General features: G+C 71.4%; 14 protein-coding genes. 5 read left to right on the forward strand and 9 right to left on the reverse strand.

Going from position 1 to position 19544, the window contains the following annotated elements; all coding sequences use genetic code 11:
• The first annotated feature begins 2 nt into the window (after nt 1-2).
• Nucleotides 3-1058 (forward strand): DegT/DnrJ/EryC1/StrS aminotransferase family protein, encoded by a 1056-nt coding sequence (locus MUY14_RS02725; RefSeq protein ID WP_247020450.1) that lies wholly within the window; start codon nt 3-5, stop codon nt 1056-1058.
• A 54-nt stretch (nt 1059-1112) separates the two neighbouring features.
• Here MUY14_RS02725 and MUY14_RS02730 read toward each other — a convergent pair whose 3' ends face one another.
• The 5 genes from MUY14_RS02730 to MUY14_RS02750 all read right to left on the reverse strand — a co-directional run bounded on the left by MUY14_RS02730 (nt 1113) and on the right by MUY14_RS02750 (nt 5764).
• Nucleotides 1113-1772, reverse strand: coding sequence for a response regulator transcription factor (locus MUY14_RS02730; protein WP_281506243.1), 660 nt, complete (start codon nt 1770-1772; stop codon nt 1113-1115).
• Between the two features lie 86 nt (nt 1773-1858).
• Nucleotides 1859-2695, reverse strand: a complete 837-nt coding sequence (locus MUY14_RS02735) for an ABC transporter permease (protein WP_247020452.1) — start codon at nt 2693-2695, stop codon at nt 1859-1861.
• On the reverse strand, nt 2692-3678 hold the full coding sequence (locus MUY14_RS02740) for an ABC transporter ATP-binding protein (RefSeq protein WP_247020454.1): 987 nt from the start codon (nt 3676-3678) through the stop codon (nt 2692-2694). Before MUY14_RS02740 ends, MUY14_RS02735 begins: the two co-directional genes overlap by 4 nt.
• 181 nt (nt 3679-3859) lie before the next feature.
• A complete protein-coding gene (locus tag MUY14_RS02745) occupies nt 3860-5053 on the reverse strand; it encodes a macrolide family glycosyltransferase (protein ID WP_247020456.1) in 1194 nt (397 codons plus the stop codon).
• 39 nt (nt 5054-5092) lie between these two features.
• Entirely contained in the window at nt 5093-5764 is a 672-nt protein-coding gene (locus MUY14_RS02750) for a VC0807 family protein (protein WP_086863354.1), read from the reverse strand.
• A gap of 301 nt (nt 5765-6065) precedes the next feature.
• On the opposite strand from MUY14_RS02750, the gene MUY14_RS02755 reads away from it, so the two are divergent.
• The 4 genes from MUY14_RS02755 to MUY14_RS02770 all read left to right on the forward strand — a co-directional run bounded on the left by MUY14_RS02755 (nt 6066) and on the right by MUY14_RS02770 (nt 11704).
• Nucleotides 6066-7394, forward strand: a complete 1329-nt coding sequence (locus tag MUY14_RS02755; RefSeq protein ID WP_247020458.1) for a histidine kinase — start codon at nt 6066-6068, stop codon at nt 7392-7394.
• 20 nt (nt 7395-7414) lie between these two features.
• Entirely contained in the window at nt 7415-7723 is a 309-nt protein-coding gene (locus tag MUY14_RS02760; RefSeq protein ID WP_247020460.1) for a hypothetical protein, read from the forward strand.
• 179 nt (nt 7724-7902) lie between these two features.
• Nucleotides 7903-10287, forward strand: a complete 2385-nt coding sequence (locus MUY14_RS02765) for a beta-glucosidase (RefSeq protein ID WP_247020462.1) — start codon at nt 7903-7905, stop codon at nt 10285-10287.
• A gap of 193 nt (nt 10288-10480) precedes the next feature.
• A complete protein-coding gene (locus tag MUY14_RS02770) occupies nt 10481-11704 on the forward strand; it encodes an HNH endonuclease signature motif containing protein (protein ID WP_247020464.1) in 1224 nt (407 codons plus the stop codon).
• 531 nt (nt 11705-12235) lie between these two features.
• Here MUY14_RS02770 and MUY14_RS02775 read toward each other — a convergent pair.
• Genes MUY14_RS02775 through MUY14_RS02790 form a run of 4 tightly spaced genes read right to left on the reverse strand, consistent with a single transcriptional unit; the run spans nt 12236 to nt 19532 of the window.
• Nucleotides 12236-13465: a cytochrome P450 gene (locus MUY14_RS02775; RefSeq protein ID WP_247020466.1), complete on the reverse strand. Its 1230-nt coding sequence runs from the start codon at nt 13463-13465 to the stop codon at nt 12236-12238.
• A gap of 10 nt (nt 13466-13475) precedes the next feature.
• Nucleotides 13476-15251, reverse strand: coding sequence for a non-ribosomal peptide synthetase (locus MUY14_RS02780; RefSeq protein WP_247020469.1), 1776 nt, complete (start codon nt 15249-15251; stop codon nt 13476-13478).
• Nucleotides 15248-18118, reverse strand: a complete 2871-nt coding sequence (locus tag MUY14_RS02785) for a condensation domain-containing protein (RefSeq protein WP_247020471.1) — start codon at nt 18116-18118, stop codon at nt 15248-15250. The genes MUY14_RS02780 and MUY14_RS02785 overlap by 4 nt, the downstream gene beginning before the upstream one ends.
• Nucleotides 18105-19532: a class I SAM-dependent methyltransferase gene (locus MUY14_RS02790; RefSeq protein WP_247020473.1), complete on the reverse strand. Its 1428-nt coding sequence runs from the start codon at nt 19530-19532 to the stop codon at nt 18105-18107. The genes MUY14_RS02785 and MUY14_RS02790 overlap by 14 nt, the downstream gene beginning before the upstream one ends.
• Nucleotides 19533-19544 lie beyond the last annotated feature (12 nt).

The following is a 19544-nucleotide window of genomic DNA, read 5'->3' on the forward strand; positions in this document are numbered from 1 at the left end:
ACATGTCCGTCAAGTACCCGGTGTCGCAGCCGTACTTGGACGAAACCGAGCTGGCCAACGTGACCGAGGCCGTCACGAGCGGCTGGATCTCCTCGCAGGGCCCGTACGTGGCCCGGTTCGAGGAGGCGTTCGCGGCGTACAACGGGGTGGCGCACGGAGTGGCGTGCTCCTCCGGCACGACGGCGCTGACGCTGGCGTTGCGGGCCCTCGGAATCGGCCCCGGCGACGAGGTGATCGTCCCGGAGTTCACGATGATCGCCTCCGCGTGGGCGGTGACGTACACGGGCGCGACGCCGGTGTTCGTCGACTGCGGCGACGACCTCAACATCGACGTGTCGCTGATCGAAGCGAAGATCACCCCGCGCACCAAGGCGATCATGCCGGTGCACGTCTACGGCCGCCGGTGCGACATGACCGCGATCATGGAGCTGGCGTACGAGTACAACCTGCGCGTGGTGGAGGATTCCGCGGAGGCGCACGGCGTGCGCCCGGTCGGGGACATCGCCTGCTTTTCGCTGTTCGCCAACAAGATCATCGCTTCGGGCGAGGGCGGCATCTGCCTCACGTCGGACCCGCGGCTGGCCGAGCAGATGAAGCACCTGCGGGGCATGGCGTTCAACCGCGACCACACGTTCCTGCACAAGAAGATCGGCTACAACTTCCGGATGACCAACCTCCAGGCGGCGGTGGCCGTCGCCCAGGTGGGGAAGCTGGATTCGATCCTGGCGCTGCGGGCGTCGATCGAGGAGCGGTACGACGCCCGGCTGCGGGACGTCCCCGGCGTGACGCTGATGCCGCGCCGCGACGTGCTGTGGATGTACGACCTGCTGTGCGAGCGCCGGGAAGAGCTGCGGGAGTTCCTCGCTTCCGAGGGGGTCGAGACCCGGGTGTTCTTCAAGCCGATGAGCCGGCAGCCGATGTACCTCGACCCGGTGTGGCCATCGCTGCGCGCGAACCGGTTCGCCGAAGAGGGGCTGTACCTGCCGACGTACACGTCGTTGACGGAGGCCGATCAAGAGTACATCACCGACCGGGTGCGGAAGTTCTACGGTTGCTGATCGCGCGCTGAACGAGGAAAGGCCCGCAGCCACCCCGGCTGCGGGCCTTCTTCGTCAGGGCTTGGGCACCTTGCTGCTCAAGTACGTCAGCACCGCCAGCACCCGCCGGTTGTCGTCTTCGTGCTGGGTCAGGTCCAGCTTCGTGAAGATGCTCGCCGTGTGCTTGCCCACGGCGGCTTCGCTGATCACCATCCGCTGGGCGATCGCCGCGTTCGAGCGGCCCTCCGCCATCAGCTCCAGCACCTGGCGCTCCCGCGGCGTCAACGCGTCCAGCGGGTCCCGGCGCGAGCGGCTCGCCAGCAGCTTCGAGATGACCTCGGGGTCCATCGCCGTCCCGCCGGCCGCGACCATGCGCAGGGCGTCCACGAACTGGTCGGCGTTGAGCACCCGGTCCTTCAGCAGGTACCCGATCGCCCCCGTGCCGTCCGCCAGCAGCTCGCGGGCGTACGTCTGCTCGACGTGCTGGGAGAGCACCAGCACGGGCATCCCTGGGCGCCGCTTGCGCGCCTCCAGGGCCGCGCGGATGCCCTCGTCGCTGAACTTGGGGGGCAGCCGGACGTCCACCACCGCGATGTCCGGGGTGTGGTCCTCGATGGCCTTCAGCAGCTCTGTCGCGTTGCCGACCGCGGCCACGACGGTGAACCCCTTCGCCTCGAGCAGCCGGGTCATGCCGTCTCGAAGCAGGTAGAGATCCTCCGCGAGGACAACGCGCACGAACCGCTCCTGGGTTTCCGGGCCGGGCGGGGCCGGGGCTGGGTGGTCCAACCGTACCGTCGCCGCACCCGCCCGGTTACCCCGCGTCAGTCCAGCGCGCGCTTCAGGAACCCGCGGATCCCGAAGACCCCGAAGATCATCGTCGCCGCCACCATGACCACCAGGGAGATCCACAGCGGGATCGACTGGACCTGGGTCGGCATCACCAGCCGGCGCAGGGCCTCCGACACGTACGTCAGGGGATTCGCCGCGCAGATCACCTGGAACCACCGCAAACCGGACAGGCTGAGCCACGGGAACTGGCCGGACCCGGTGAAGATCAGCGGGACCAGCAGGATCGTGAACACCAGGTTGATGTGCCGCGGCGGGACGATCGTGCCGAGCACCATGCCCACCGCCGCGCCGGCCAGTGAACCCAGTGCCACGACCCCGGCCACGCCGGGCAGGGCCGCGACGTCCCAGCGGACGCCGTCGAGGATGAGCAGGCCGATCGGGATCATCACCAGGCCGGCGATGATGCCGCGGATCGCGCCGAACAACATCTTCTCCACCGCCACCAGGCGGATCGACAGCGGCGCCAGCAGCCTGTCCTCGATCTCCCTGGTCACCGAGAAGTCCAGCACCAGCGGGAGCGCGGTGTTCTGCAGCGCGCCGGTGAACGCGTTCATCGCGACCATGCCGGGCAGCAGGATCTGCGCGTACCCGGCGCCCGCGTACCCGATCTGCGAGAGCACCTTGCCGAAGATGAACAGCAGGAACAGCGGCTGGATCAGCATCTGCGCCAGGAAGGGCAGCAGCTCGCGCCCGGTGACGAAGAAGTCGCGGCCGAGCACGGCGAAGAACGCGCGGGCCTGGCCGGGGTTGCCGGCCTGGCCGGTCCCGGTGCCGATCCCGGGCTGCGGGGTGAGCGTCGTGGCGGTCATCGGAGGTCCCGTCCGGTGATGGAGATGAACACGTCTTCGAGGGTGGGCTTGCCGAACGAAATCCCGGTGACCTCGCACCGCTCGCGGCCCAGCACGGCCAGCACGCCGGGCAGCAGCGACGCCGGTTCCGCTTCGGTGTAGAGGCGGAACTGGACGGCGCTCTCGTCGGCCGCGGCCCGGCCGGTCGCGGCGAGCCGCTCGACCCGGACGACGGCGGGCACCAGCTCCAGCTCCTTGCCGACGGCTTCGGCGGGCGCGTCGGCCAGCGTGACGCCCACGGTGAGCGTCGTGTTGCCCGGCAGCGACCGGGTCAGCGCCTCGGTCGTGTCGAGGGCCAGCAGCTTGCCGTGGTCGACGATGCCGACCCGGTCGCACAGCTTGGCCGCCTCGTCCATGTCGTGCGTGGTGACGACGACGGTGACGCCCTCGGCCGTCAGCTCGGCGACGCGCTCGTGCACGAACAGCCGCGACTGCGGGTCCAGCCCGGTCGCCGGCTCGTCGAGGAACATCACCTTCGGCTTGTGCATCAGGGCCCGGGCGATCATCACGCGCTGGGCCTGGCCGCCGGACATCTCGTCCACCCTGGCCTTCGCCCGCGGGCCGAGGCCCATCCACTCGATCAGCTCGTCGGCCCGGCGGTGCCGCTGCGCCCGCCCCATGCCGTGGTAAGCGGCGTGGAACAGCAGGTTCTGCCGCACCGTCAGCGACTGGTCGAGGTTGTTGCGCTGGGGCACCACGGCCAGCACCTGGCGGGCCGCGGTCGCGTCCTTGACGACGTCGATCCCGGCCACCTCGGCCCGCCCGGACGTCGGCAGCGCGCGCGTGGTCAGCATGCTGACCGTCGTCGTCTTGCCCGCGCCGTTGGGACCCAGCAGGCCGAAGACCTCGCCCGCGGCGATCGTGAAGCCGAGGCCGTCGACCGCAGGCCGTTCTGCTTTCGGGTACCTCTTCACGAGGTCCCGCACCACCACAGCGTCCTGCACGCTGGTCCTCCAGGAAATCACCGGGCGCGCGGCCCGGGAGGGATCGGAAAGTGCGCATACGGGGGTGAGGAAGGGCCGTGGTGCTGGGGGACAACCTCGGCCCTTCCCCACAGGCGGCTGGTTCGAGGAACCAGCGAGCCGGAAAGCGCGCCCGGGCCGCGGGGGCCCGGGCGCGAAGTCGTCAGGAGACGCGCTTGAGGTGCCGCTCGAGCTCGTCGGCCGCGCGGACGGCGCCGCCGGCCGCGCGCACCTTCGCGCCCATCGCCGCGACCGCGGACCGGATCCGCTCGTCGCCCGCGGTGGTCTGCACCGCTTCGCGCAGCAGCTCCGGAGTGGGCTCCTGGCCGGCCAGGCTGGTGCCCAGGCCGAGCTCGGCGACGCGCTGGGCCACCGCGGCCTGCTCGACGCTCTGCGGCAGCGACACCATCGGCGTGTCGAAGTACAGCGCCTCCATCGTCCCGCCCATGCCGGAGTGGGTGATGAAGGCCGAAGCGTGCTTCAGCACCGCCAGCTGCGGCACCGCGGCGTGCGCCTCGACGTTCGGCGGCAGCTCCCCGAGCTCCGCCTGGTCGAGCGTGCCGACCGACAGCACCACGTGCCAGTCCTCGCCCGTGAACGCCGCCACGACGGCCCGGAAGAAGTCCGGGCGGTCGTTGAACGCCGTGCCGAGCGAAACCAGCAGCACGGGCTTGCCGTCCGACGGCGGCTGCCAGTCGCCCTGGAACGTCCGGTCGCCCAGGCACGGGCCGATGAACGCGAAGTGGTCGTCGAACGTTTCGCCGTGGTACTGGAACTCCTTCGCCACGAACGCGAGCGCGAACTCCTCGCGGCCGATGGCGAAGTCGGCGGGGGTGATCTCCGGGACGCCGTGCGCCGCGGTCAGTTCCGCGATCTTCTCGCGGAAGGCCACGCGGGCCGGGTGCTCCTCGCTGAAACCGTTTTCTTCCCCGAGGAACTTCGCCAGCGACCACTCGTCGTTGTAGGCGAAGGACGGGAACAGCTCCACCGCGGGCACGCCCCACTTCGCGGCGAGCACCCGCCCGGTCGCGTAGACCGTGCGGTCGTACAGGATCAGGTCCGGCACGTCGTCGGCGAAGGCCGCTTCGAACACCGGGATGGTCGCGGTGCTCTCCATGACCAGCACCAGCGGCAGCCAGGCGGCGAAGTCGGCGGGCGGGTCCTCGGTGCGCGGCTTCGGCGTCAGGGACGACTCGTAGCGCAGGACCCGTGCTCCCGTCGGTGCCACGAGGTCGGCGAACTGGTCCGTGGTGGCGAAGGTGACGCGGTGACCGCGGCGGACCAGCTCGGCGGCCACGTCCAGCGTCGGCATGACGTGCCCGTACGCGGGGATGTTCAGCAGCGCGATGTGTGCCATGGGAAAGCTCCTCGGAGTGCGGTGGTCGGCCGGGGGCCCTCAGGCACGCAGGTCGTGCTTGCGGGTGTAGTAGGCCATGAAGCCGATGAGCCCGCCGAGGACCACGATCCACTGCACGGTCGTCACCAGGTTGATGTCGTCGAGCGGCAGGGAGTAGGCGAGCACGACGCGGACGACCGCGTCGACGATCATGCCGACACCGAAGACCACCGTCAGCAGGCGCAGGCCGTGGCGCATCTTGGGCTCGGTGTCCCAGCGGCGCTCCCAGACCTCGGCGCCGGCGCCGCCCCGCTTGGTGCGGGCGATGCTGACCCCGGCGTGCAGGAAGAACGGCTTTTCGAAGAACAGCGTGATCAGCATCCAGATGCCGAACATGGCCGTGAGCCAGCCGTCCTTGGCGAAGAAGAACCGTGCGTCGCCGGAAATCAGGGAAACCGCGGTGCCGATGACCATCATCGTCACCATGAAGAGGCCGAGCCCGTCGATCTTGCGGTACCGGGCGAACACGTACACGGTGCGGACGACCGGGACGATGCCACCGATGATCGCGGCGGTCAACAGCGGAACGCCGTTCTGGCGCAGGATGTAGTAGACGGCGAGGGGGACGATCAGGTCGAATGCGGCGGAAGCGAACAGCGCCAGCCGCGGGTTCCGGGGTTCCGCGTGGGACTGCGTGCCCGCTTGGGTGCGCTGGATGCCGGCTTCGTTCATTGCTGCTCCTGGGTCATCGCGAGTTCGGTCGCGTTTCCGGTGCCATTCGCTTGCGTCGTGGCGCCGCTTGCGTTGACAACGGTAGTGTCGCGGTGCTGGTCGGCGTGAGCCTGTTAGACCGAACATAGGGGTATGGCTGGCTATACCCCTATGTGTGGCCTAAGCCGATTGTCTCCCCCCTCGGGGCGCCGCAGACTGGGACGACCTCGAGTGCGAGCGGACCCGATCGGGCCGCCCGGAGGGGATGGGGGACGCGATGAGCCGACCAGGAACACTCTCCCGTGGAGAGTATGATCTGCCGATGTCGTCGATTCCCCAGCGGAGCGTATCGGCCGTCCGGCGCGGCTTCGCCGGAATGGCACGACTGGTCGTTCTCGTGCTGTTCGCGGCCGCGCAGGTGTGCGTTCTCACGCTGCCCGCGGCGATCTGGCTGCCGGAATACGTCGCGGCCGCGGGGCTGACCGTGCTGGTCGCCATTCCCGCGTGCCGGGTGCTGCCCGTCCTTTCCCGGAAAAGCGCGCCGTCGCTCTACGGCCGCGCGATCGAATCGCCTTACCTCCCGTTGCCGGTGCTGGAACGCACCGAAAACGGGTGGTACTGGAACGGGTACGACTTCCACCGGTCCCGCTGGGTCTCCCTGGCCCAGCGCCGCGGCCGCTGGTTCTTCACCGACCCGGCCACCTGGCGCGACCTGTGCTGGCTGGTGGTCAACCCGCTGACCGGCGGGGTGGTGGCGGCCCTGCCGGTCGCGCTCGCCGCGTTCGGGGCGTTCCTGCTGGTCTCGCCGCTGACCGCGCCGCACCTGGCGACCGGCGAGTGGTACTTCCCGCTGCCCATGGACACGCCGGCCGGGGTCGCCGGGACCGCCGTCGCGGGGCTCGCGCTGCTGGTGCTGGGCCTGGTGGCCGCGCCCGGCGCGGTCAGCCTGCACGAGGCCTGGACGCGGTGGCTGCTGGCGCCCGACGAGCGCACGCTGCTGGCGCGGCGGGTGGAGCGGCTCTTCGCGACGCGGGCCGCGGCCATCGACGCGCAGGCCGCGGAGCTGCGGCGGATCGAGCGCGACCTGCACGACGGCGCCCAGGCGCGGCTGATCGCGATCGGCATGTCGCTCAGCACCGCCGAGATGCTGCTCGACACCGACCTCGACGAGGTCCGGCGGCAGCTGGCGGGCGCGCGTGACCTGTCCGCGGCCGCGCTGCGGGAGCTGCGGGGGCTGGTGCACGGCATCCAGCCGCCGATGCTCGCCGACCGCGGCCTCGGCGCCGCCCTCGAGGACCTCACGATGGACGCGCCGGTGCCCACCGACGTCGAGGTCGGCCTGATCGGCAGGCCGGACGCGGCACTGGAGTCGGCGGTCTACTTCTCCGTGGCCGAACTGCTGGCCAACGCGGCCAAGCACGCGGCCGCGAAGCGGGTGCGGGTCAGCGTCACCCACCGGCCGGGCGTCCTGCGGGTCGTCGTCGCCGACGACGGCAAGGGTGGCGCCGACTTCAGCCGCGGCAGCGGGCTCGCCGGGGTCCAGCGGCGGGTCGCGGCGTTCGACGGCGTCGTGGAAATCGACAGCCCGGCGGGCGGCCCGACCGAAATCACCATCCTCATTCCGTGCGTCCTGCCATCAGCCGAACAGTAAACTGATATCGGGGGATCGAAATGCGTCGTGGGATCGTGGTGTGCCTGTTCGCTCTCGTCACTTCTTTTTCGGTGGCCGGGTGCGACCATTTGATCGATCTGGGCTGTGCGGATCGGTCGTGCCATTTCAACCTCGTCAGCGGTGGCAAGGTCGACCTCGGCGGGCAGGAACTGGAAGTGCAGAAGGTCGACAACAATTCCGTGACCTTCCTGTCGAACGGGATCAGCGTCTCGCTGTTCCAGGGGGTCGACATCAATTTCCTCGGGTACCACCTGCACCTCGGGGAGATCCGCGGCGGCGAAGCCAGCTTGGACGTCACCCGGAATTAGCCGGGAGTTCGTCTCGCGGCCGCTCTGAACCGGTGAAGGCCCTGGTCAAGACAGGGGTTACGGTCCGTGCTGTAGTCACCTAGGTTGGTCGTCAATTGGACCAACATGCGGTGGGGGCGACCCTTTCGCGGGTTTCTGGGGTGACTATGCGTAATGATCTTCTTCGTGCGCGACCACGGTTGCGCACGGCGGCGGTCGTCCTGGCCGGCGTACTCCTGACGTCCGGTCTGGCGGCGGCCGGCGCCGCGGCCGATCCGGCCGCGAAGTTCTCGCCGAGGGTGCGGAGCCTCGTCGGCGAGCTGACGCTCGACGAGAAGCTTTCCCTGGTGCACGGCGGCACGGACCCGAACAGCGTCGGCGAAGCGGGGTACGTGCCCGGTGTGCCGCGCCTCGGCATCCCGTCGCTGCGGCTGGCGGACGGCTCCGCCGGGGTGCGCGTCGACAAGCCGTCGGTCGTCATGCCGGCGCCGGTTTCGCTCGCGTCCAGCTTCGACGAGTCGCTCGCCACCCGCTACGGCGCCGGCGTCGGCCGCGAAGCCCGGGCGCTGGGCACCGACGTGCTGCTGTCGCCGATGGTGAACACCATCCGGATCCCGTACGGCGGGCGCAACTTCGAGACTTTCAGCGAGGACCCGCTGGTGACGTCGCGGATCGCCGCGGCGGAGGTCAAGGGCATCGCGGGCCAGGGCACCATCCCGGTGGTCAAGCACCTCGCCGGCAACAACCAGGAGAACGACCGGCAGACGATCAACGTCCAGATGGACGACCAGACGCTGCACGAGGTCGAGCTGCCCGGGTTCGAGGCGGCGGTGAAGGCCGGCGCCGGCGCGGTGATGTGCTCGTACAACAACCTCAACGGGCCGTCCGCGTGCGCGAACGGCGACCTGCTGACCGGGATCCTGCGGGAGCAGCTGGCGTTCAAGGGCTGGGTGATGTCGGACTGGCGGATGTCGCTGACGCCCGACAGCCTGCCCAAGGGCCTCGACCAGGAGATGCCGGACGGCACGTACTTCGGCGACCAGCTCAAGACCGCGATCAGCGAGGGCAAGATCCCGCAGTCCGCTTTGGACACCGCGGTCGCGCGCATCCTCGGCCAGCTGGACCGGTTCCACCTGCTCGACAACCCGGCGCGCCCGGCGCGTGACCTGTCCGGCCTGACGGCGACCGCGCAGGACGTCGCCCAGGCCGGCGCGGTCCTGCTGCGCAACGAAAAGGCGGCGCTGCCGCTGAGCACCGCGAAGTCGGGCAAGGTCGCGGTGATCGGCTACAACGCGAAGACGCCGAAGCTCAACGGCGGCGGCAGCTCCCACGTGCTCCCGTCGGCCACGCCGGCCACCCCGCTGGACGTCATCAAGAAGCGCGCGGGCAGCACCACGACTTACACCACGGGCTACGACCCGGCGGGCGAGGTCGTCCCGGCGAACGCGCTGTCCCCGGCCTACACCCAGGGCGGCGGGCTGCCCGCCGGCGCGGAGGGCGTGTTCTACAACGGCACGATCACCGCGCCGGTCGAGGGCGACTACAGCATCCAGCTGCAGGCCACCGGCGGTGGCGGCTTCCTCCAGGTGGACGGCGCCGCGAGCGGCCTGTTCGGCGACTCCATCGCGACCGGCTACACCGGCATCACCGTGCACCTGACCGCGGGCCAGCACTCGCTGCTGCTCTACGGCTTCGCGGACTTCGTCAAGCCGCTGCAGGTGAACCTGCACTGGCTCACCCCCGTCGCGGCCACGGCCAAGATCGCCGAGGCGGTGGCGGCGGCCAAGCTGGCCACGACGCCGATCGTGTTCGCCTACGACGACAGCTCCGAGGGCCTCGACCGCCCGGACCTGTCGCTGCCGGGCTACCAGGACGAGCTGATCGACGCGGTCGCCACGGCCAACCCGCGCACGGTGGTCGTCCTGAACACGGCGTCCGCGGTGAAGATGCCGTGGCTGGCGAAGACGGCCGCGGTGCTGGAGATGTGGTACCCGGGCCAGAAGGGCGCGGAAGCGACGACGGCGCTGCTGTACGGCGACGCCAACCCGCAGGGCAAGCTGACCCAGACGTTCCCGGTGGACGAGGCCCACACGCTCGTCAGCGGCGAAGCCGGCCTGTACCCGGGCCAGGACGGCCAGGTGAAGTACACGGAGGGCGTCGACGTCGGCTACCGCTGGTACGCGGACAAGAAGGTGACCCCGCTCTTCCCGTTCGGCTACGGCCTTTCGTACACGTCGTTCGCCTACAGCGGCCTGACGGCCACGAACGCGTCGGACGGTGGTCTGGACGTGAAGGTGACGGTGCGGAACACGGGGACCCGGACGGGAACCGAGGTGGCCCAGGTGTTCCTCGGCCCGAGCCCGCAGGTGACGGCCCCGCAGGCCCCGACGGCGCTGGGTGGGTACGCGAAGGTGACGTTGACGGCGGGCGCGTACCGGACGTTGACCATCCACGTGGACCCGCGCCAGCTGAGCTACTGGGACTCGGCGGCGAAGGCGTGGAAGCGGGGAGGCGGGACGCGGTCGGTGAAGGCGGGTTCGTCTTCGGCGTCGCTGCCGCTGGGCACACAGGTCGCGGTGAACTGACGCTGACCGGACGGCCGGTGCTCCTTCGCGGGGCACCGGCCGGCTTCAAAGATGCGGCTTCGCCGGGGCGTGGGAAATCGGCGCCCCGGTGGTTGGCTTTTTGTGGTGATCGGCAGCGCCGATTCCCCACGCAACGATCATCGTCACCTTATCGAGTGATGAACATCTGGTCGATGGTCGGTAATCTTGTTGTGTGGAAAGAGAAGCGGTGTGGCAAGCGGACGCGGAGGCCTTGGCCGACCGCATCGTTTCGCTGCTCACCGTCGTGCGGTCTGCCGAGGCGGAAATTGGTGCGCTGCTGGTGGAAATCGAATCCCGTGGTGTCATGGAGTTGTTCGGGTATCGTTCTACTGCGCGGTTGTACGAGCACCTTGCCGATGTTCCCAAGTCTGCTGCCGAGCGTACCTTCGCCCGAGCCCAGGCTCTCCACCCCGGCCACAGTCTCGATGGCGCCGCCGCTCTGGCTCCCGCCACCGGTGTCGCCGCCCGTGACGGTTTGCTGAGCGCGCCGATGATCGACACCATCGTCGAGGCCGTGGCCCGGATTCCCGCCGAGCACCGCGATGCCGCCGAACGTGATCTGCTGGCCTTCGCCGCCGACGCCGGGCACAAGCAGGTCGCTGCCCTGGGCGCGCGGATCCTGGCCCACCTCGATCCCGATGGTGCCGAGCCCGAGGACACCGAGCCTGCCACCCCTGCCCGGGAACTCTCGTTGCGCCGTAAACGAACTGGTGTCTGGGAACTGTCCGGTCGGTTCGACGACGAGACCGGTACCCGCGCCAGTGCCCTGCTCGATGCGTTGGCCGAACGCCGGCACGCTGACGACGGCCCGGACTGGCGGTCCCCGCAGGAACGCTACGGCAACGCCTTTTCCGACGCGGTGGATCTGGCTCTCGATTCCCGGGATCTGCCGATGCAGGCGGGGGAACGTGCCCATGTCCTGGTCGCGGTGTCCCTGGCGGACCTGAAATCCGGTCTCGGGCAGGCGACCCTGGGCGACACCGGTTCGATGTCGGCGGCCGAGGCGCGGATTCATGCCTGCGACTGCAAGCTGATCCCCGCCGTGCTCGGCGCCCACAATGAACCCCTGGATCTGGGCCGGGCCCGTCGCCTGATCTCCCCGGGCCTGCGCCGGGCCCTGTTCCTGCGCGACCGTGGCTGCGCCTTCCCCGGGTGTCACCGCCCGCCCCGGCACTGCCAGGGCCACCATGTCCGTCATTGGGCCGAGGGTGGCCTGACCGACTTGGCCAACCTGGTGTTGTTGTGTGCTCACCACCATAGGTTGTTGCATCGGTCCGGTTGGCAGGTCCGCATCGCCACAGACGGGCTGCCGGAGTTCCTGCCGCCGGGGTTCCTGGACAAACGCCGAAAACCCAGGCGCAACAACCTGCATCAGCCCTTACCGTTCGCAGCCTGAACGAACTGAACACGGGAAAGGCCCGCAGCCAACCGGCTACGGGCCTACACCCACGCCCCCGCACGGCCTACTCTGGTCTGGCTCGTCACCGGTGTCCTGCGTGCGTTGACCCCTACTGGCAAGCGGTCCGCCCGAGCCTCGGACCTGCACCACGTCCTCGCCGACGGCAGGCCACGGGGACACCCACGTCATCCTGGACGGCAGCCTGCTCGCCTGTGACCGGGTCGCGGCGACCGCGGCGCCACACTGCATCTGTGGTACTCGGGCAACACCGCACATTCGGCGCGAACTCGTGGCCACCCCGGACGGCCTCCCGATGTGGGCCTCGGCGGTGCTGCCCCGCTCCCGCAACGACCTTTCCGCCGCCCGCGACCTCGACATCGCCGGCGCGCTGACCGCCGCCGACGAGGCCTATCACCCAGCCGGCCACATCCTTACCCCGATCAAGACTCACGACCCAGCCGCGGACCGAGCACGCACGGCGAACGGCCGGCACCCTGGTTCGGGTGCCGGCCGTCCGGAAAAGGATCGTCAGCCGTTCGCCACCGGTAGGTGGCGGAGGCCTCGGATGATCGCCGAGCGCCGGCGGTCGGCCGGGCCCGTCTGGCGCAGGTTCGGCAAGCGCGTTGCCAGGACCCGGAACGCCACGTCCGCCTCCAGCCGCGCCAGCGGCGCACCCAGGCAGTAGTGGGAGCCGCCCGAGAAGGACAGGTTGTCCGGGGTGGTCGGGCGGGTGATGTCGAAAACGTCGGGACGGGACCACACGGCGGGGTCGCGGTTGCAGCCCGCCGTCAGGATCACCACCGCCGTGTCGGCGGGGATCACCGTGTCCCCGACCTCGACGTCCACTGTGGACACGCGGCTGGACTGCTGGACCGGGGCCTCGAACCGCAGGGACTCCTGCGCTGCCTGCGGGGCCAGGTCCGGGTCGGCCACCAGCTTGTCCCACTGGTCCCGCTGTTCCAGCATCGTCTTGACGCCGATGCCGATCAGGTTCACCGTCGACTCCGCGCCCGCCAGCGTCAGCAGCTGGCACATCGACACCAGCTCGTGCGTCGTGAGCCGGTCCTCGGCGCGGGCCGTGAGGAGCTTGCTGACGGCGTCGTCGCCCGGGTGGGCCAGGCGCATCTCCATCAGCTCGGTGAACAGCGCGTCCAGCTCGTCCAGCGACCGCTGCACGCCCGCGATGTGCTCCGCCGACGTGATCTCGTCGAAGATCGTGCCGAACTTCGGGCCGTGCTCCAGGTAGCGGCTCAGGAACGGCTCGGGGATGTCGAAGATGGTCGCCACGACCGTGACCGGGATGAGGTCGGCGAACGTCGCCATCAGGTCGAACTCCCGGCTCGTGTCGACCCGGTCGAGCAGCTCGTGGCAGATCGCCGTCAGCTTGTCGCGGAACCCGAGGATCGCCTTGGGGCTCAGGAACGGCGTGGCCAGCTTGCGCAGCCGCGCGTGGTCGGCGCCGTCGGCCCCGAGCATCGAGTTGTCGAACGACGTGATGACCGGGCTGATCGGCTTGCCGTCGGACTTGAGCACGCCGAACCGCCGGTCGCGCAGCACCTTCGTGGCCGTCGCGTGGTCGACCGTCGTCCACGCGCCGAGCTCGCTGCGGTGCAGCGGACCCTTCGCGCGGATCTTTTCGTAGAGCGGGTAGGGATCCTCCGGGCCGCGCAGCAGCAGCGCCAGGGGATCGCCGAGTTCGCCGAGGGTCCACAGCACCCGCATCTGGGTGGTCATGTCCTCGGCCGTCCGGACGGGCATGGCTTTCCTCCTACGGCTTTCCGGCGGTGATCAGCCCGGCGACACCGCGCACGGTCGGCGCCTCGAACACCTGGGAGATCCGCAGCTTGACGCCGAGGTCCCGGCTGATCCGCGAGCACAGCTGGGCGGCGGACAGCGAGTTGCCGCCCTGCCGGAAGAACGAGACGTCGCTGGCGATCGAGGGCACGCCGATGATCTCGCGCAGGAACCCCGCCACCGCGGCTTCGGTGTCCGAAAGGGACTCGGCCACCGGGGCGGCCGAGGCGATCCGGCGGCTCGCCGCCAGCTCGGCCAGCGCCCGCCGGTCCAGCTTCCGGTCCTCCAGCACGGGCAGCCGCTCCAGGCGCTGCACCAGAGCCGGCACGAGGTAGCCGGGCAGCCGCTCGGCCAGCCGGGTGCGCAGTTCTTCCTCGCCCGGCGCATCGCCGGAACCGGCGTAGAACAGGCACAGGTCCTCGTACGCGCCGTCGGCCCCGGTCACCGGCACGACCGCGCACGCGCCGACACCCGGTACGCGCCCGGCGTTGTGCTCGACGTCGTCGAGTTCGATGCGGTGGCCGCGGATCTTGACCTGGCGGTCCGCGCGGCCTTCGAAGTGCAGCAGCCCGCCGGCGGTCCAGCGCCCGAGGTCACCGGTGCGGTAGACGCGTTCCGGGCCGGACGGCAGGGCGAGCTCGACGAACTTGCGCGCGGTCAGCGAAGAGTCCTCGAAGTACCCGAGCGCCAGCCCCTTGCCACCCAGGCAGATCTCGCCGCTCTCGCCGACGTCGCACAGCCGGTCGCCGTCGAGGATGTACGCCTGGGTGTTGGGGAACGGCAGGCCGAGCGGGACCGAATCCGGCGGGGTGCAGTCCTCGGGCCGGACGCGGTGGCAGGTGGCCGCCACGCTCGACTCGACCGGGCCGTACATGTTGTAGAGCGGGATGTCCGGGTACGCCTCGAGGAACCGGGCCGCGTGCCGGGCCGAGAGCTTCTCGCCGCCGGTGCCGACGGCCCGCAGGCCGGCGAACGCGTCGAGGTCGCTGTCGACCATGCTGTGGAACACCGCGGTGGGCGGGAAGATCGTGGTGACGCCGTGGATGGCGACCAGGTCACGCAGTTTCGTCGCCAGCTCCAGGGTGTCCTCCAGCAGCACCAGGGTGCCGCCGTTGAACAGCACGCCCCACGAATCGAGGCCGAAGGCGTCCCACGTCGCCGCGAGCGCCTGCGGCATCACCGCACCGGAGTCCAGCGGCGTGAACAGCCAGTCGTCGAAGAGCCGCACGTTGCCGCGGTGCGCGGTCACCACGCCCTTCGGCGTCCCGGTGGTCCCGGAGGTGAAGAACACGGCGCACGCGTCGTCCGCGCCGACGTCGACCGCGGCCGGGCGGGCGCCGAGGATCGGTTGGGCAGGCGGTGACCACATCGACGACCACCCGGCCCCGCGCTCGGCGGCCACCACCGGGCCGCCGAGGTGCTCGATCAGCTCCGCGAGCCGGGTCCGCGGCCAGCGCAGGTCCAGGGCCGCGTAGGCGGCACCGCACTTGAGCACGGCCAGCAGCGTCGCGAACAGCTCGGGGGAGCGGGGCAGCAGCACCGGCACGATCGAGCCGCGCCCGACCCCGCGCGCCTGCAGCTCGGCCGCGTACGCGTCGGCGGTCTCCGCCAGCTCCCGGTAGGTGATGTCGCGGCCCCGGTGGTGCAGCGCGGTGCGGGCCGGCCAGCGGTCCGCGCACCACTCGAACAGGCCGTGCATGGTCTCGGCCCGCTCGAACGGGCGGGGCGCCGGGTTGAAGGACGTCGTCATCGGGTGCTCCCGCGTTCGGTGATCAGCTCCGCCAGCGCGGCCGGCGTCGGGTGGGAGAAGGCGGCGGACAGCTTCAGCCGGACCCCGGTCTTCTTCTGGATCGACTGGACGAGCTGGGCGGCCAGCAGCGAGTGCCCGCCACTGGCGAAGAAGTTCGTGTCCTCGGTGACGTCGTTGCGCTTGAGCAGCGTCGCGAACATCGCCATGACGGCGGCCGTCGTGGCGTCCGGGACGACCTCGGCGGGCAGTTCGGCCGGCGGCCCGGCGGTGGCGGCCAGTTCGGCGACCGCCGCCCGGTCGACTTCGTGCCCGGCGGTCTCGGGCAACGCGTCGACCCGCAGGTACCAGGCCGGGCGCGCCCGCGGCGGCAGCGCCGTCTCGGCGTGCCGCGCCAGGTCGGCGGCCAGCTGCGGCTTGTCCGGCGCGTGCACCACGGCGACCAGCTCGGTCCCCTCGTCGGTGACCCGGGCGGTGACGGCCGCCGCGACGACGTCGGTGTACGCGGTCAGCGCGTCCTCCACGGTCGCCAGGTCGACGCGGGTGCCGCCGAGGAACAGCTGGCGCTCGCGCGGGCCGTGGACGTGCAGGGACCCGTCGGTGCGCCAGTGCGCGAGCACGCCGGTGGCGGTCCCGGCCAGCCGGAGCTCCCCGCGCACGCCCAGCGGCAGCCGCCGCCCGTCCGGGGCGACGACGTCGGCTTCGAGGCCCGCGACCGGCATGCCGTCGCCGAGCACCCAGCGTCCGGCGCCGGAGAACACGGTGTGGACGTCGGCTTCCAGCGCGCGCAGCGTGCGGACGAGCGGGGCGGGCGCGGGTTCGGCGCCGATCAGCGCGGTCCGGCCGCCGGCGGCTTCGCCGAGGTGCTCGACCACGCGGGACCAGACGGCCGGGGTGGCGTGCACGACGCCGGCGTCGTGGCGGGTGAGCAGATCGGCGAGCAGCCGGCCGTCGGTGCGGGCGGCGTCGGGCGCCACGACCAGCGGGGCGCCGGTGGTCAGGGCCAGCAGCAGCTCGGCGACGGCGGCACCGGTGGCCGGGGAGGTCAGCCACAGCACCGGTCGCCCTGGCGGCACGAGCGCGGCGCTGTGCCGGGCGGCCGCGGCGAGTTCGCGGTGGGTCACGCCGATCAGTGCCGCGCTGTCCGGGGACACGGCCCCGGCGTCCGGCTCGACGGCGACGGTGACCGCGTACGAGATCGGCCGCCACGGGATCGAGGCGTGCGGCGCGGTTTCCGCCGCGCCCAGCACCAGCTTCGCGCCCGACACGACCTCGAGGACGTCGGCCTGGCCCGGGTCGGCCGTGGTCACGGTGGCGCCGGCCAGCCAGCCGCCGAGCACCGCGGCCGCGAGTTCGCGCCCGCGCGGGGCGACCACGGCGACCAGGTCGCCCGGCCCGGTCCCGGCGTCGGCCAGCAGGGTCGTGACGGCCGAAGCGGCCCGCCAGAGTTCGCGGTAGGACGTGGTGCCCTCGTCGGTGACGAGAGCGGGCGCGCCGGGGGTTTCCCGCACGCCGCGGGCGATCGCGGTGAGCACGGTGTCCGGCGACGCCGGTTTCGCGGGCGCGTCCAGCACCCGGCGGTCGGTGGCGCCCCACGAGTCCAGCTCGCCCAGCGGCCGGTCCGGCGCACCCGCGGCCGCGACGAGCAGGGCGTCGTAGCGCTCCAGCAGCAGGCCGACGTCGTCGCCACCGAGCACTTCGGCGCCGTACACCGCCTTGACGCGGCTCTCGCCGGCCGAGGGCAGGATGACGAACTCGAGGTCGAACTTGCTGTGCCCCGGGTCGATTTCGGCGACTTCGGCGGGTGCGCCGCCGATGCTGGTGGCCGCCCGCCCGCCGAAGGGCAGGTAGTTGAACACGTGCCGGAACATCGTGGTGCGCCAGGAGGAGTCGGCGCGCTCGACCTCGGGCAGCAGGACGTCCATCGGCACGTCCGCGTGCGCGATCGCCTCGAAGAACAGGTCGCGCACGCGGCGGCTGAACGTCCGGAACGTCTCGGCCGGGTCGATGCGGACGCGCAGCGGGACGATGTTGACGTGGTAGCCGATCGCGCGCTGGGCCTGCTGGCTGCGGACGTTCACCGGGAACCCGACGGCGAGGTCGGGGCCGGCGCCGTGGGCGTGCAGCAGCAGGTAGTAGGCGGCCAGCAGGAGGACGACGTCGGGGGCCTTGAGGTCCTTCTGCAGCGCGGTGACGACGTCCTTCGCTTCGGGCGAGAACGCGCGGACCAGCTGCTCGCCGCGCAGGGTCGGCTGGGCGCTTTCCTGGCCGCCGCACCACAGTTCGAGGCCGCTCGCGTCGAAGTCGCGCAGGTGCTCGCGCCAGAAGGCGAGGCTCGCCGGCTTCGGCTCGGACTCCGGCCACAGCGGGACGGGCTCGCTCGCGTCGGGGAGGTCCCCGGCGAGCACGGCGTCGTACGCGGCCGCCAGCTCCTCCAGGAAGATCGACATCGAGGTGCCGTCGAAGATCAGGTGGTGCACGGCCACGCCGACGGAGTCGTGCTCGGGGCCGTGGTAGAGGCCGACGCGCAGCAGCGGCGTGCCGTCGAGCGCGAACGGCCGCGTGATCAGCTCGCGCAGCCCGGCGTCGACGTCGGTGCTGTCCTCGCCCTCCAGGCGGACCGGGAAGGACGGCAGCACCTCCTTCGTCAGCCGGGTGTCGTCGGCGTGGAAGACGGTCCGCAGCGCGTCGTACCGGCGCACCAGCCGCGTGACGGCTTCCTGCAGCACGGCCCGGTCGAGCCGGCCCGCCACCCGCAGCGCGACGCCCGGGACGTTGTTCACGCCTTCGCCGGGGACCAGCCGCTCCAGCAGCCAGAGGCCTTCTTCCTTGCGGGTCGCGGGGATCCGCGCGCCCTCAGTGGTCGGCATGTCCGGTCCCTTCGGGGAGGTCTTCGACGGTGGTGAAGGCGTGCGGGATCGCTTCGGCGGGCAGCCGCGCGGCGAGGTACGCGCGCAGCTCGGCGACGAACGAGCTCGTCTTCGCCGCGCGCGAGGGCGCGTTCGCGTAGGTGGTGAAGGGCAGTCCGGGGGTGGCGGCCGAGGCGGGCACGGTCACCGGCTCGCCGTCGCGCGTGTACACGACGTCGACCAGGCCGGGGCCTTCGGCGGACCAGGTCACCGCGGCCTGGTAGCCGCGGCGCTTGCCGATCTCGTGGAGGTCTTCGGGGTCCGGCGCGGTGACCGCGGCGGGGGTGCGGCCGGTGTCGAGCTTCGCCAGCTCGGCCAGCTCGCGCGCGACCCGGCCGTTCGGCACGCCGGTGATCCGCGCGGACGGCGGCCGGACGTCGCTGAGCAGCGTTTCCAGCGCGCCCGGGTCCCAGGCCGCGGTCAGCGCCGGCTCGACCGTCTCGGCGGGTTCCTTGCGCAGCACGGCGTCGTAGCGGTGCCGGCTGAGCTCGTTGTGGTGGTGGGCCCGCTTGAGCCGGACGTCCGCCGCCGCGATCCCGGGCAGCGTCGCGGCCAGCGCCGGGAAGAAGTCCGGGTCGACGAGCAGTTCCTTCTCCTCCAGGACGCTGTTCTCGACGATCTCGCGGGCCGACCCGGGCGCGGCGGCGAGCTCGTCGGCCAGCACCGCGGTCCGGAAGGCGCGCAGCAGCCGCAGGTTCCGCACGTCGCCGACGAACACCGCGCCGCCGGGCGCGAGCAGCGCGGCCGCCTGCCGCAGCACGTCCGCGAGGTAGCCGATGTCCGGGAAGTACTGGATGACCGAGTTGATCACGACGGTGTCGAAGTGCTGGTCCGGCAGCCCGGAGAAGTCGTTGGCTTCGCGGTTGTGCAGCGTCACGTGGGCCAGCGCGGGGTCCCCGGCGACCTGGCCGGTGAGCGTCTCGACCACGGTGGGGGAGAAGTCCGTCGCCACGTACTCCTCGCACGAAGGCGCGAGCTTGGCCATCAGCAGGCCGGTGCCGACGCCGATCTCCAGCACCCGGCGCGGCCGCAGCGACGTGATCCGCTCGACGGTCGCGTCCCGCCACTCCCGCATCTGCGCGAGCTCGATCGGCAGCCCGGTGTAGGTGCTGTGCCAGCCCACGAAGTTCTCCCCGAGCCCACCGGACTCGGGCAGTTCGCCGTAGACCCATTCGTAGATCAGCTGCCACTCGTCGACGCGCTTGCGGTCGTCGCCGTCCTCGGCGACCGGGTCCCGCGGCACGACGTGGGCGACGAGCCGCCCGGTGCCGGGTTCGCGGGTCACGCGGGCCCGCGCGATCCCGGGGTGCCCGGCGAGCGCGGCTTCGGCTTGGCTTTCCGTGCCGGTGCCCAGACCGGTCGGTGACGTCGGCATCAGCTCTCCTGC

Source organism: Amycolatopsis sp. FBCC-B4732 (assembly GCF_023008405.1).
In the GTDB taxonomy this organism is placed as follows: Bacteria; Actinomycetota; Actinomycetes; order Mycobacteriales; family Pseudonocardiaceae; genus Amycolatopsis; species Amycolatopsis pretoriensis_A.